General features: G+C 67.2%; 16 protein-coding genes. All 16 read right to left on the reverse strand.

What is annotated here, in order from left to right; translation table 11 throughout:
• Position 1: 1 nt before the first annotated feature.
• A complete protein-coding gene (locus MRBLWO14_RS05785; RefSeq protein ID WP_341935507.1) occupies positions 2-220 on the reverse strand; it encodes a hypothetical protein in 219 nt (72 codons plus the stop codon).
• Positions 217-525, reverse strand: a complete 309-nt coding sequence (locus MRBLWO14_RS05790; RefSeq protein ID WP_341935508.1) for a hypothetical protein — start codon at positions 523-525, stop codon at positions 217-219. The genes MRBLWO14_RS05785 and MRBLWO14_RS05790 overlap by 4 nt, the downstream gene beginning before the upstream one ends.
• Positions 522-1100, reverse strand: coding sequence for a hypothetical protein (locus MRBLWO14_RS05795; RefSeq protein ID WP_341935509.1), 579 nt, complete (start codon positions 1098-1100; stop codon positions 522-524). The genes MRBLWO14_RS05790 and MRBLWO14_RS05795 overlap by 4 nt, the downstream gene beginning before the upstream one ends.
• Positions 1101-1201: 101 nt before the next feature.
• The gene (locus MRBLWO14_RS05800) at positions 1202-1978 is read right to left on the reverse strand and encodes a tail fiber domain-containing protein (RefSeq protein WP_341935510.1); all 777 of its coding nucleotides are present in this window, start codon (positions 1976-1978) and stop codon (positions 1202-1204) included.
• An 11-nt stretch (positions 1979-1989) separates the two neighbouring features.
• Positions 1990-3648 carry a hypothetical protein gene (locus MRBLWO14_RS05805; RefSeq protein WP_341935511.1) on the reverse strand — a complete coding sequence of 553 codons (1659 nt, stop codon included), beginning with the start codon at positions 3646-3648 and terminating at the stop codon, positions 1990-1992.
• The gene (locus MRBLWO14_RS05810; RefSeq protein WP_341935512.1) at positions 3645-4007 is read right to left on the reverse strand and encodes a hypothetical protein; all 363 of its coding nucleotides are present in this window, start codon (positions 4005-4007) and stop codon (positions 3645-3647) included. The genes MRBLWO14_RS05805 and MRBLWO14_RS05810 overlap by 4 nt, the downstream gene beginning before the upstream one ends.
• Positions 4007-5161, reverse strand: a complete 1155-nt coding sequence (locus MRBLWO14_RS05815) for a hypothetical protein (protein ID WP_341935513.1) — start codon at positions 5159-5161, stop codon at positions 4007-4009. Before MRBLWO14_RS05815 ends, MRBLWO14_RS05810 begins: the two co-directional genes overlap by 1 nt.
• Positions 5161-5670, reverse strand: coding sequence for a hypothetical protein (locus MRBLWO14_RS05820; RefSeq protein WP_341935514.1), 510 nt, complete (start codon positions 5668-5670; stop codon positions 5161-5163). The genes MRBLWO14_RS05815 and MRBLWO14_RS05820 overlap by 1 nt, the downstream gene beginning before the upstream one ends.
• Before the next feature lie 18 nt (positions 5671-5688).
• Positions 5689-6096: a hypothetical protein gene (locus MRBLWO14_RS05825; RefSeq protein ID WP_341935515.1), complete on the reverse strand. Its 408-nt coding sequence runs from the start codon at positions 6094-6096 to the stop codon at positions 5689-5691.
• Between the two features lie 5 nt (positions 6097-6101).
• Positions 6102-6473, reverse strand: coding sequence for a hypothetical protein (locus tag MRBLWO14_RS05830; RefSeq protein WP_341935516.1), 372 nt, complete (start codon positions 6471-6473; stop codon positions 6102-6104).
• Entirely contained in the window at positions 6470-7102 is a 633-nt protein-coding gene (locus MRBLWO14_RS05835; protein ID WP_341935517.1) for a hypothetical protein, read from the reverse strand. The genes MRBLWO14_RS05830 and MRBLWO14_RS05835 overlap by 4 nt, the downstream gene beginning before the upstream one ends.
• 20 nt (positions 7103-7122) lie before the next feature.
• On the reverse strand, positions 7123-8706 hold the full coding sequence (locus MRBLWO14_RS05840) for a hypothetical protein (protein WP_341935518.1): 1584 nt from the start codon (positions 8704-8706) through the stop codon (positions 7123-7125).
• Positions 8703-9797, reverse strand: coding sequence for a hypothetical protein (locus MRBLWO14_RS05845; RefSeq protein WP_341935519.1), 1095 nt, complete (start codon positions 9795-9797; stop codon positions 8703-8705). Before MRBLWO14_RS05845 ends, MRBLWO14_RS05840 begins: the two co-directional genes overlap by 4 nt.
• A gap of 62 nt (positions 9798-9859) precedes the next feature.
• On the reverse strand, positions 9860-11692 hold the full coding sequence (locus tag MRBLWO14_RS05850; protein ID WP_341935520.1) for a hypothetical protein: 1833 nt from the start codon (positions 11690-11692) through the stop codon (positions 9860-9862).
• 218 nt (positions 11693-11910) lie between these two features.
• Positions 11911-12201, reverse strand: a complete 291-nt coding sequence (locus MRBLWO14_RS05855) for a hypothetical protein (protein WP_341935521.1) — start codon at positions 12199-12201, stop codon at positions 11911-11913.
• 456 nt (positions 12202-12657) lie between these two features.
• Entirely contained in the window at positions 12658-13098 is a 441-nt protein-coding gene (locus MRBLWO14_RS05860) for a helix-turn-helix domain-containing protein (protein WP_341935522.1), read from the reverse strand.
• Positions 13099-13166 lie beyond the last annotated feature (68 nt).

Genomic DNA, 13166 nt, shown 5'->3' on the forward strand with positions numbered 1-13166 from the left:
GTTAGCGCGGCTCGCCGGAGTCGTCCACGTAGAGCAACGCCATGATGAGCGGGAGCGCCACGGGGGACGCCGTGGCCGGAATCCATCCGGCGAACACGGCGACCCCGATGGCCGCGACGGCCACTCCGTAGGCCCATCGGCGGACGGCGGGGGTGAGTACGCGGGATGCGGTCGCGCGTGCGGCGGCGCGGCGCTCGCGTCGGGTGAGCGGTTCGGTCATGGTGTGCCTTTCTGTTGGATGGTGTCTACCCGCCGCGAGAGCGCGCGGTGGTCGGCCCGAAGTCCCCGGATGTCCTCACGGATGCCGCCGACGTCGCGGCGAAGGTCGCGGAACCATCCCCGCGTTTCGTCGTGACGGCTGTCGTTCTCTTCGCGGAAGTTCGTCTCGTGATGGTTGACGACCTGTTCTCGGGTGGCCGTCGTGTCTCGGCGGACCTTCCCGATGCGGACTCCGAGGACGCCGATCACGGCCACAAGGATCGCCTGTGTTCCGGCGATCAGCGCGAGCGCGATCGACTCGCTCATACCGCCACGGCCTTTCGAGCGTTGGGCGGAACCTCAGCGCGGACCGACGCGGGGACGGTGAGCGCGAGCGCGGTCAGGCACGTCGCCGCCGCGTAGCGGTCCATCGCCCGTTCCGGCCCGTAACCGACCGCCCACGTGCGCCCGACGTGCAGCCCGTCGTTCGTGAACAGGAAGCCGCTTGTGGCTTCGTTGACCAGCCACCAGCCGGGGCCTCCCCCGTTGCCGTTGTAGTCGTCCGTGATCTTCCACAGCTCCATGTGCTTTCTCCTTCTCTGAGGGCTTGCCGAAGGCCGGTTGCGGTGGTTGTCCCGACCTTCGAGGTACTTGAAGTGGTGCCGTTCGGTCGGGTCGCTGGCGTGCGTCCTGATCCATCCGTGGTCGGCGGCGAGCTCTACGAACTCCGGGTCTGTCCAGTCGTCGGAGTCCAGGCCGACCCCCGCCGTGTGGTCGGACTCGCGCGGGTGCACGGCACGCGAGTGGTTCGGCTTAGGCCCGCGTCCTGCGACCCACGCCTCCCACGCTTCGTACATGGCCATCTGGGTATCCCAGTCCGCATAGGTGCGGTTGATGTCCACGGCCCGTCCACGGTCGCTTTCGAGTCTCCGGAAGGATGCGGCGGCGGGTGGGGTGAAGGTCACGCCGGGGCGGACGGTCTCTAGGGTGGGTGCGCCGCCCATCACGCCTCCAGTGCTTCGACTCGGGCAGTAAGGTCCGCGACGGTGGTGGCGAGTTCCTGCAGCGCTCCGATAGCGACCAGCGCCAGGCGCTCGTAATGGACGGTCTCCGGTTCCCCGTTCGCGTCGAAGTGGACGAACTCGGAGAGACCCGCGTCGATCAGTTCTTCCGCGATCACACCCACTTCGACCGGCGCGTCCTCCCAGCCCTCTCCGAAGACAGCGGCCCGGAGTCGGTAGGTCCGGAGCCGGATGCCGAGAAGGTCGCGAACGGAGTAGGCGTGGTCGCTGATGTCCTTCTTGAACCGTCGCGCAGAGGGCGACTTACCGACCCGACCGTCGTTGTTGATGTAGGCCGCGACATAGCCGGCGGTGACCGGCGTTGCAGCGGGCGTGTACAGCTGCCCTTGCACAACGACGTTGTTCAGGTAGAGCGTGGCCGCGTTCCAGAACGCATCTACGTAACCCTTGGTGGCGACGTCGGCGGGGCCAGAGGGCGAGTTGCTCGGGATGCGGCCCGCCGCGTCATAGGAGACGACTTTGCCGACCTCCACGGACCCGAGGGCCGCGAGCACCACGCCGAGGTTGGCGCGTGCCGCTGCGGCGGTCGTAGCCCCCGTCCCGCCCTTCGCGACGGACAGCGTCGCCATGGTCCGCCGCGCGACTTCGTCGGCGAGCCGGTTGATGTATTCGTCCAGGTCGGACGCGAAGCCGGTTCCCGGTACGAGAGCGATGCCCGCCGCGAGTGCGTCGGCTCCAGGGGTCGGGGTGAGTGGCATGACGGTTCCTTTCAGAGGGCGTTGATGGTGCCGACCAGGGCGTTGATGGTCCCCGGCAGGAGGTCGATTGCTCCTGCCGGGGTGTCGGTGGTGCGGCTGGTGACAGTGACGGTGTCGGTATCGAAGTCGAACCGGAGTCGCGCACTGATGCCGGTCTGGATGGGTGTTCCCTCCAGGAGGACGGAGAGCGCCTGGTCCGTCTGCTCTGTCCAAGAGGGGATGCCGGAAACGGTGATGCTTCGCCCCTTGCCCTGCGCGCGGGTGACGATGTGTTCCGCGCGTCCGGGGCCGGGATAGGGGGTAGCGAGTTCGCGGCGGAGTACTTTCGTGGGAGTGCTGGTCAAGCTGAATGCGTCCGTGCGGGTCTGCTCGATGCCGTCGCCGTCGGTCCAGGTGTAGATGTAGACCGCGGCGTCGAACCACGTTTCGTCATCACGGGAGAGGCTTTCGTCAGCGCTCTCGATGTTCACGCCGTAGCGCCACATCTGCGCGCCCGCCGCCCGGTAGCTCTCTCCGCGCAGTGTCCAGCGACGCGCGCCGTCGCACACCAGCCGGAGACCAGCCGCCATGAGTAGTGGCTGGATGAAGTCCATGGCGGACACACCGGCCCGCCATGTCAGCGACTCGGGACGTCGCTCGATAACCGGAACGCGCGTCGAGGTGGAGGCGTGCACAGCGGCTTGAAACTCATAGCCGTAATGCGCGTCGTCGGCCAGCCCGCCATCGAAGTACGGGATGAGTTCGGCCCCTTCGTAGAACATGGCCATCGTGGCGTAGTGAAGGTTCCCGGCCGCGTTGCCTACGGTGTTGATGTACGGGACCGCTTCGTCCGCTCCGGGCGGGCACTGCGCGATGACGTGCATGCGTCGAAACGCGGTGACGTCGGACGATATGAACGCGCCGTATGCGGTGGCGGATGCGACTGACCCGCCCGCGCTCCACCACTGCACAGCGGCCCGCGCCTGTCGGGCGACCCCCGAGCAGAGGTAGGCGGTGAACACATACCACTTGCCGGGGGTGACGCGGTATCGCGCGGAGAGCGGGACGACGTTGGACTCTCCGGCTGCTGCGGTCCAGCTGTAGGCGGTATTTCCCACGGGCGGGAGCGGTGCGGACATCACCACGCGGGCGCCACCGGATGCCCCGGAACCTACTTGCCACGCGGCGCCATTGTTGGCCAGTCGCGCGTTCGTCACTTGGTTCGTGACTGACCAGTACGCGGTGACGTCGGCGTCCTCGGGGCCGGGGTCCAGGGTTGCGCCGATCTTGGCCAGGACGTACGCCGTCACGGCGCGGAGTGACGCTTGGTGCGCTCGTGCTCCGGCATCGTCAGTCAGCTGCGCGAAGTCTTTGAGGATCGCCTCATCGGAGGCGAGATCGACGGTGACGGTTCCGTCCGCCCGGTTCGGCGACACGGAGCGGATCCCGAGGTTGAACGTCCGGGAATTGGTGACGCTGCCGAATGCTCCGGTCGCACCGACGATGATGCGGCGGGAGTCTCGCGGGTCGAGGTCGTCCAGGAGTGCGGCGTCCTCCACGGCGAGCGTGATCGTTCCCTGGACGTGCGGAACCGCGCCCGCGTCTTGGGTGAGGTTGCCACCCGTGATCGAAAGGACAGTGCCGAGCCCTGCAAGCTCTGCGGTGTAGGTGTGCTGGCTGACGGTCGTCATGAACCGACCTCACAGAAGGGGACTTCCAGGAGCCACGCAGAACGGCTATCCGGGTCCAGCCGGGTCCGCATGCGTCCTTCCGCCACGACGAATGACATGGCCACCTGCGGGACTTCGGGGTCGCTGAGAGTGAGCACCTGCGGAACGCGCAGCGCGCTCTCGGCGGATGCCGCTGCGGCCCCGGTCGCAAAGAGAAGGGTCAGGACACCCGAACGGAGGTCGAGCGGACGGAGAGTGATGTCCGGGTCGGGCCGCCCGATGATGCGGTGCACGCGCGTGCGTGTCTCGCTCTCCGCTTCAAAGCCGTCGACCAGGGCGGGGACGATGGCCCCGCCGCCGTGCGTGATGGTGGTGGCCATTACTGATCCCAGCCGTTCCCTGAGGTAACGATCCGCGCGCCGATCTTGATGGTGGTTCCGGAGAGGATGCGGAGCTTGCGGTCGACGTCAGACGTGTCCCCGTTGACGTACACGGTGGCGTTGCCGTCCGGGATGCCGTAGATCTTGCTCTCGATCGCGCTGACGTTCTCGGTCGCCTGTCCTGTCTCAGCGTCGATGTAGATTTGCTTGCCGTCAGGGAGCGTGTAGATGCTGTCCCCGAACTCATCGACAGTGAGAGTGGCGTCCTTCGCTGCGGTTGCCTGGTCACGGAGGAAGTAGGACATGGTGTCCACGGCGGTCGCGCCGTCCCGCTGCGCCTGGACGTGCCGGTTGAATGCGTCGGTGGCCTTGTTGACTTCGACCTCCAGCGGAGTGAGTGAGCCCACCGTTCCGCCGTTCGCCTGAGCGAGTTCCTGCGCCGCCTGAGCATCCTTCGCCGCCGCATCGCGCTTGCGGTCCAGGGCGGCGGCTACCTCATCGAGAGCGGCGGGCGATCCCGCCATGGCCGCAACTGCGGTCTCTTCGGCGACTCCCCAAAGGCGTGCGTTCTCCGTGACTTCCGCGTGCTGGTTGCTCAGAATCTCCAGCCCCTTCGCGACGATGGTCGCGGTGGAGAGCACCTTGGAACCCTCTTCGAGGTAGGTGTTGGCCCATTCGTTGGTGAGCGCCTGAAGCTCTTCCTGCGCCTCTTGGACGTTCTCGAACCCGGCCACTGCCAGTCCGATACCAGCTGCCGCCGCCAGGCCCGCGACAGCGCCAGCGGGACCGAACCCGGCGAAGGCGTTGGCGGCGATTTCCTGGAGTGCGTCGGCGATGGACTCGGCGGAACCGTCGAAGGATGCGGCGGCTTCGCGGGCGGTGCTGTTGGCTTCGTCGGCGAACTCTTCTGCGCCGTCTGATGCCTTGTCGAAGGACTGTTTAGCGCCGTCGCCGATCTTGCGGACAGCGTCGTCGGCGCGTCCGGCTGAGCGGACCATGTCGCGGAAGGAGGCTTCGAGCTTGTCGCCCGCTTTGTCGCCGTCACGCGTGATGTCCTCCAGCGCGTCGGCTGTGTCGTCCAGCGCCTTGGAGAGGTCTTTGACATCGCGTTGCGCGGCTCGGGAATTGGCGGCGATGTCGATGGTGAGGGCCATTACTCCTGCTTCCCTTCGAAGGCTGTGGCGATGGTGCGCACGGTGGTCTGTACCCACAGGCGCGCCATTCGCGGGATCATTTCTTTGGCGGCGGGGAAGAACACGTAGCCGCTGCTGTTGCGCGGTTTCATGGCCGTTGCAGCCCGTCTCGTGACTTCGTGCGTTCCGCCCTTGCGGCTCTTGCGTCGGTAGGTGGTGCGCCGGTCGCGGTCAGCGCCGAACTCCGTGGCGTGATAGTCCGTCTTGGGGTTGAATCCCCCCGTGAGGGGACGCCCCTTGCCCGCCGACTGGATGCGCACGTTCTGATCGGAGACCGACACGACGGCGGTGTCCACGATGACGCGGTGCTCCAGTCGGGTATCGGCCCGCTCTGACAGGGCTTTCTTCCACTCGGGACCGGCGACGCGCTTCGTCTGCTGGCGGTTGAGCTTGGCAATCGTCCGATCCAGTGAACGGATGGCATAGATCGCCGCGAGGAGTTCTCGCGAAGCTCTCACGTCTAAACGCATCGCCGGTCCCGTTCGGGCCTACGCGCCGATGACGGGCTGGCCCGCAACTTCGAACGTGACCGACGCCTCCGGCACGGTGTCGATGTCGCCGCCGATGCTGGCGGGTACGAGAAGGATGGTGGCGGTGACCGTCGCCCCTCCGGCGATGGGATCGAACGTCATCACCACGGACTCTCCGGGAGTCGCGCTGTGGAGGCGCTTGGAGAGACTGGCCGCGGAGGCGATGTCCTGCGCGAACGTGATCGTTGCCGTCCACTCGGGGTCTCCGAAGAACCGGAACCGGGACGTCGGGGTGAGGCCGCGCCACTTGATGACGGGCGTGGTCGGGTCGAAACGGATCGTGCGAAGCGCTGCTTCGTAGGTGTCCGTTCCGATGCCACACGTGACGTTCTTCAGGACGAACGGGGCGGCTGCGATGTTGGCCATGGTGGTTACTCCTTTGAGGCGATGACGGTGAACGGGATGTCGTAGGCGAGACGCGCGCCGTAGCCGACTGCGGTGGCGTCGTCGTGGCTGTAGCGGGCGTCGAGGTAGTCGAGGGTGGCGGTGACGATGTCGTCCAGCTGGTCCCCTGCGCGGTCCAGGTCCAGGTGCGGGGAGATGAGGGTGACCAGGAGTCCGACGTTGCGGTGAGACAGCGGCGCTTGCGGGGTCAGGGCGAAGCTCTTCCCCCGGATGAGCGCGGTGGGGACGGTGATGTCGTCCAGCTCGCGTTCGGTCGCGATGACGCGGACCCCGGCGAGTTCGGCGATGTCCGCCCAGTCCGCTTTCAGCTGCGTCTCGATCTCCTTGCGCACGCTCATGCGATCACTCCCACGGCGCGGCGCGGGCGCAGAAGCTGCTGGACCTGCCAGTCGAGCGGGAAGGCGGTGATGCCGTAGCCGCTGCCATCCATGTCTCCGCCCGGCGAAGCCTTCGCCGAGTTGTAGAGGTTGCGGGCCTGGAGCGCCTGAGCGAGCACCCACGAATCGGGGATGCCGTCGCCGGGCACGGGGTCGCCGACCCACTGCGCGGTGATCGTCTCGCCCGCTGCGATCTGCCCCGAGTAGGACGCGCCGATGCCCCCGAGTGCAGGGACGTCGTTGATGGTGAGTACGGCGGTCGGCGCGTCCGGCGAGTTGTACTCCAGGACGCGCACCGTCCCGGCCGGGAGGAACGTGGCCGGGAGAGGGCGAATCACCGTCGATGCCGCGCCCCCGCTGCTGGTGAGAACGCCGGTGATGACGTCACCCTCTCGGGTGAGGCGAAGGGTGTAGCCGGTCGGCCAGGTGAGGGTGACCGGCGCGTACCCGGTGGGGATGAGTTCGGGGGCGTAGGCGAGACACGCGTCCTTCGCGGCGCTCAGGAACAGGTTCGCGACCGCGTCGTCCATCGGGACATCGGGCCACAGAACCTGGAGTTCCGTGTCGTCGGCGGTGAGCCACGTTGCCATGTCGTCTACGCCCCCGAGTCTCAGGCCGCGACCGTGACGGAGCGGATCGCCTGCGCGTTGTTCGCGAGGGTCGCCCAGTAGCCGAACACGGCGATGTCCTCCGCGCCGTTGCCCGGCTGGACGCCGTCCACGCGGATCGGGGTCTCGCCGAGTTCGTAGTACGTCAGCGCTTCCTTCGCGCCCACGAACACCTTGCCCGCGCCGACCGCTGCGGGCATGAGCTTGAACCCGGCCATGTCGCCCTCTTCGAGACCGAACCCGGCGTTCAGGAACGCGAGCACATCGTCCTTGGGGGTGAGGACGATGTCGCGCCACAGGGCCGGGTCAATGAGCGCGAACGCGGGGCGGTTCTCGGTGGCGATGACGCCGAGTGCGCCGTCCACGACGGCGGCCAGTCCCTTGGCGATGCCAGCGGGCACGGTGCCGGGGGCGGTGACGGTGCCAGCGGCCATGATGGCGGCGAGCACCTTGCCGTCCGTCTTGCGCTTGTAGTCCTCGGCCTGGTTCACGAGGTAGCTCGCGATCACGCTCTGGTCGTTGAAGTCGCGGAAGCGGCGGTCGAGCCGGTGGCCTCCGGCGAGACGCGCGGCGGTGACGTCCACCGGCTCGGTGTCGAGGGCGTTGGACGGCACCTCCTGGGTGTTGCCCGCGTAGTCGGCGACCTCGGGGCGCTTGCCCTCCACCCAGCGCCAGCCGCGCATCGTGTAGTTCGTCAGCGTGGCCTGGTCCACCAGGGGGACGAACCGGCGCTGGTAGGGCGCACGGGTCCAGAGCTCGCCGAGGTAGCCGGTCTCCTGTGTGTCCGCTCCGATGGTGACCGTGGTGGGTCCGGACTGCTGCACCGTCTGGAGGGCGAAGAGTTCACCCGCTGCGGCGTAGGGGGCCAGGCTGTCCGCGTCGTTGCGCGTGAGCGCCGCGAACAGGCCTTCGAGGGTGGGGCGGGGCGTGGTGGTGGCCACGGTGCCGTCCGGGACGATGTTTCCCATGAGTGCTTCCTTTTCCTTGTCGGGGTCAGTGCCGGGTGCCGGGGCGGCTTCCGGGTCTTTCGCGGTCAGGCCGTTGAGGGCGTCGGTCAGGGTGGCGAGGTCGCCGCGGAATCCGGCGATGGCTTCGGCGAGGGTGTCGCTGGCTTCGTCGGCCAGAGCCTCCGGCGCGATGGCGAAGAGACCGGCTCCGGCGAACGCGCCTTCCGTGACCGTGGCCGCTCCCGTGAGGCGTGCCTTGATCGCCTTGGCTCCGTCGCGGACGAAGTCGGTGACCTCGGCGGACAGCTTGCTCAGTGCGCCGGGCTTGGGCTTGCCGTTCGCGTCGATGTTGTCGCGGAGGTAGTCGTTGCCTTCGTCGGTGTCGGCCACCCGGAACTCGGAGTAGACGCCCGTGGCACGCTTCTCCAGGAACGTGGCGCGCCCGATGGGGTCGTGCCGGTTGTGGTTCCGGTTGAGGGTGATGACGTCGGGGTCGCGCGGGAGGTCGATGTTGTCCGCGCCGAACATCACCGGTTCCGTCTGGGAAACGCTGGTGCGGGAGAGTTCGCCGAACGGGAGCAGAATGCCCCGGATGGTGCGCGTGGTGGGGTCGTAGGAGAAGTCGCCGTGCTCGGTCATGCTGCTGCCTCCTGAGGCGTGGGTGTGGTGGCGCGGGCGGACGCGCCGTGGGTGTCGTTCGGGGTGGCGGTGAGGTTGGACCGGTTGAGGCGGATGACCTTGGCCTTGTTGCCGGTCACGTCCTCCTGAGTCAGGCGGGCTTCGAACGGCGCGATCCAGTACTCGAGGTCGTCGATGATCTGGTTTCGGGTGCCTTCCTGCGTGACGTAGGTGAGGCTGCTGGTGGCGGTGGAGCCGTCGAGGTACGAGACGGGCAGGTTCATCTGGTTCGCGATGTCGATGCGGGCGGCGTTGCGCCCGTTGTCGAACAGGTCGGCTTCGACTTCGCCATAGACTTCGAGGTCGAGGCTGGCGGGCAGGAAGCCGACTGCGCCGTTCTCGCTGGTGCGAGCGTTGGACCAGGCCGTCACCTGCGCCGTGGCTTCGGCCTGGTTGACGCCGTTGGCTTCCTTCTCGTGAAGGACGATGAGCGGGATAGGGTTGCGGACGCGACCGACCCACGCGCGCTCCATGTAGCGCCAGCCCCGGATCGCATCGCGTGCGGTGATGAGGAGTCCGTCGTCGGGACCGGCGAAGAGGATCACGGACTTGTCGTCGGTGACGGGGTGCTGGTCGATGGATACGCCGGTCGGGGACGCGGTGTCGAAGGTCCAGCGGTGGCGAGCGAGCCGGGCCGCGTCGGTGATCTTCCCGGCTTCGTCGCGCTGCACGATCCAGAGGGACCAGCCGGTGAAGATCACGTCGTCCAGCGACCAGGCGAAGCGGTGCCAGCACGTCTGAGGCGTCTGGGTCGAGGTGAGCCATGCGGGCTGCTCGGGGTCGGCGATGAACTCTCCGTCGACCTCTTCGCCCTGCTCGAACACCAAGTCGGCCAGACGTCCGACGATGACCGCTCGCCCGCGCTTGATGGGCGAGACGGTCATGGCGCTTTCGCGGGTGACGGCGTCCAGGCCGGTCGGCCCGTAGATGTCGGAGTAGACCAGCGCGGCCAGCTCGGGGGTGGGAGCGAAGGGAGGGATGATCGCGCCGGATGCGAGGACGTTGCCCGCCGATGCGGGAGGGCCGAACAACAGGCGCGAGAACCAGGACATGTCGAGAACGGTAAGCGGCCGATTTGTAGGATGTCAACAAGACCCTGTGGATAACTTTGTAGCTACCCCATAACGATCGGCTCGAACGCGTCCGCGACGGTCGGGTCCGGGAGCTTATAGAACGCGGCGGCGCACGCCTCCAGAGGCGTGATGTCGAACGCCGGATCGGAGGCGGGCGAGCCGAAGAGAACGGCCTTTCCGGAGGTCCGCTTGACGGCTCCAGCTGCGGCCTTGTCTAGTGGCCCCTGTTCCCAGTGGCGGACGTCGCCGTGGCGCAGTCCGTTGATGAGCTTCGTGTGGGCCACGCTCTTCTCACCGAAGCGGATCATGGTTGCCTGTGGCCGGGGCCGGGCGTCCCGGTTCAGTTCCTGGATGATGGACTTCTCTTGCGGGGAATCGTCGTAGACGATCGGTAGCCGGAGCTGCTTCCAGTACTTCCAGAGGGTGGCCGCCATCCGGGCGTTGCCCTCCTGGTGGTGGATGATCTTGACGCCGACGCGGGGCGCTTGGTCGTCGTCGCCGTCGAGCGCCCATGCGGCGCGGGCGAAGTCGCCGCCTTCGTCGGGCAGGTACCACGCGACCGCGATGGATGCCCAGAGTCCGCCCGGGTGGACGGCGAAGGCGAGCGAGAGCGGGGTGACTCCGGTGGGGAGCGCGCCGCGTTCGGTCGTCTCGCCCCACTCCGAGCCGATGACGGTGTCGTTGCCGGTCGCCTTGCCGAAGTGTCCGAGGTACTCCATGCCGAAGCGGAGCGGGCCGAGGATCGGGAAGTTCTGGCGGATGATTGACAGCTTCGTGAGGCCGTCCAGGCCGGGGTGCCACTGCTCGATGAGCGCTCCGGCCCCAGCCTCCCAGGAGTCCAACTGCTTCTCATCGATGTCATCCGGGACGCCGTAGCGGATGCGGCCCGCTGCGGGGTTGTGGAGCGTGGCCCAGAAGTGCGAGCCATCGCGGTACTTGCCGCCCGTCCCCGCATAGATCAGCTGCGCGCCGGGGCGGGTGTCGAAGGAGGGGATGACAGCGCCGACGATGTCGTCCCACATCTCGGGTTCCGCTTCGCCCGCTTCGTCCAGGACCAGGATGTCGTATGCGCCGGAGCGGACGTCATCGCCGTTCGGCGAGAGGATCGCGAGCTTCGAGCCGTTGGCGAACTCGATGCCGAGGGAGCCGTTGGACTCCATGAGCTTGACGCCCATGACCTTCTCGCGATGCGGCTTGTCGCGCCACTTCCGGGTGATGGGGTCGCGCACGTCGAGCTTGAAGCGCTCGCCCGCTTTCTTCGCGGTGGTGAGCATCGTGTACCCGGCCATGTAGACCGCGCGCATCCAGCATCGCCCGAGAAGGATGCACCACAGGCTGGTGGTCTTGGAGGATCGGCGCGGCTCCAGCACGGCGTTCAGGAAGCTACCGTCGTCATCGGCGATGTCGTCCGGGTCGAGCGGACCACCGGTCCCGAGAACGTCGGCGGTTCGGAGCATCTGCGGCTGGAGGTTGCCGAGCAGTCCCCCGGCGACGATGCGGCGCGGCACGAGTTCGTTGATGATCCATGCGCCGACCAGGAACTCCGCTCGCGCCTGGTAGCTGGTGTGCAGCGCCGAGGCGTCGAGGGGATCGCGGCCCGAGTCGCGAAGCTCCACCCATGCGGCCTCATCGAGTAGAGGATGTTCGAACACTTCTTCCGGTAGCTCCAGCCCGGCCCAGTCCAGGGGGGGGATTTCGCTGCCGGAGGCGGTAGTGGTGGCGACGTCTCTCAAAGAACCGGCTTCGCTTTCTTCGAACGTTGGTGCGATCAGATTGGCCATGATGTCTCTTGCTTCGTCGGGACGTTGATGTGCTTGCGGCTGTTGGTGATGGCTGCGCCCTGCCGTCCTCCTGCGGATCGGTTGCCGACGCATCCGCCCGTGCGGTGTCGGTGCTCAGGTGCTAGCTCGTGCAGTGCGGAGCCGAGCGCGCCGGGCAGGTGGCCGACGTCGAACGGCTGGCCAGGTGCGATAGGTCGACGGCAGCGCCAGCACGCGACATCCCGTCCGGCGCTGTGTGCTGCGCGCACACGGCCCCGGATCACCGACGCGTTGCGTCGGTACTCGGCTGTCTGATGCTTGGCGCTCATGGCTCAGTGACGCCCGTTGGCGAAGCGACCGATGTAGATGGCCCGGTCCGTGAGCATGTTCTCTGCCGCGTTGATGAACGCTCGCGCGGCGTCCAGGTACTCCGGCCCGTCTTCGACAAGGCGCGTGCGCGCCCCGTCCAGCGTCCGCGCCGCGTCGTTGAGCGACCGTGCGGTGTCGCGGAGCCCTAGCCCCTTCGCTTCGGTGCGGAGGTCGCGCGCCGAGTCCACCAGCGTGGTGAGCCGGTTGATCGTGTGGCGGCACGCGTGAGCCTCCGACGTCGTCATGGCGCTCATCGGTCCAGCCCGTCCGGGCAGATGCCACAGTCACACGGCCCCTGGTGCTCGTAGGGTCGGGCGCACAAGTGGAGCCGACCTCCGGTCACCCATGCGCGGGCGCACTCGCCACTGCTGGCCATCGACACGGCCCTCTCAGCGGCAACGACGGCATCCGCTGCGTATGCGCGTTCCAGGCGCTTCCGCTCGCGAAGGTCGAATGTGATCCAGAGGGCCAGGATCAGGACGAAGAGGATCGCGACCCAGAGAGCCGGGATCGAGTCAGGAGCGGGCATGGTGAGCGCCTTTCGTGAATGCTGCGAGTTGTTCAGGTGTGTAGTCGGGGCCGGGTCGCCATTCGTCTCCGGCGAAGCTCATGAGGCGTCCGTCGTCGCGTAGCTGGCAGTCCTGGCACCAGCCGGACACCGGATCGAATCGATGGATGTGACTCATTGGTCTTTTCGCTTTCTCGCGCGTTTAGGTACGTGAGGTAGGAGAGAGAGTCTTGGTAGGAGGTTCATGGACGGTTCTTAGTGCGACACCAGTTGTCACCCCTGAAGGCCCGTGGCTGTCACCCCTGGATTCGGAAGGGGTGACACGGTTGTCACCCCTGGATTCGGAGTACTGGAGCGCCCACGTCATGACGTCGTAGACGGTCGGGCGATAGCGAGGGTCGAGGTGCTGGACGTAGCTCTGATCGCCTTCGCGGATGAGCCCTTCGGCGAGCAGTTCGCGGATGGCCCGCTGGACGGTGCGAGTCGAGCACTCCAGCGTCTCGGCGATGTTGGCCAGCTTCGGATACGCGCCATAGCCGAGTTCGTCGGCGCGGTCAGCGAGTTTCAGGAGCACGCGGTGCGCCGTGCCGTTGCACCGGCTCAGCGGCAGGTCAGCGGCCCAGATGTAGGCGTTGAGACTCATCCGGCAATCCAATTCGTATTGATCACGTCAGGAGTCAATCCAAACCGGATTGACACGCCGGTATTGAT

This window comes from Microbacterium sp. LWO14-1.2 (assembly GCF_038397715.1).
Taxonomy (GTDB): domain Bacteria; phylum Actinomycetota; class Actinomycetes; order Actinomycetales; family Microbacteriaceae; genus Microbacterium.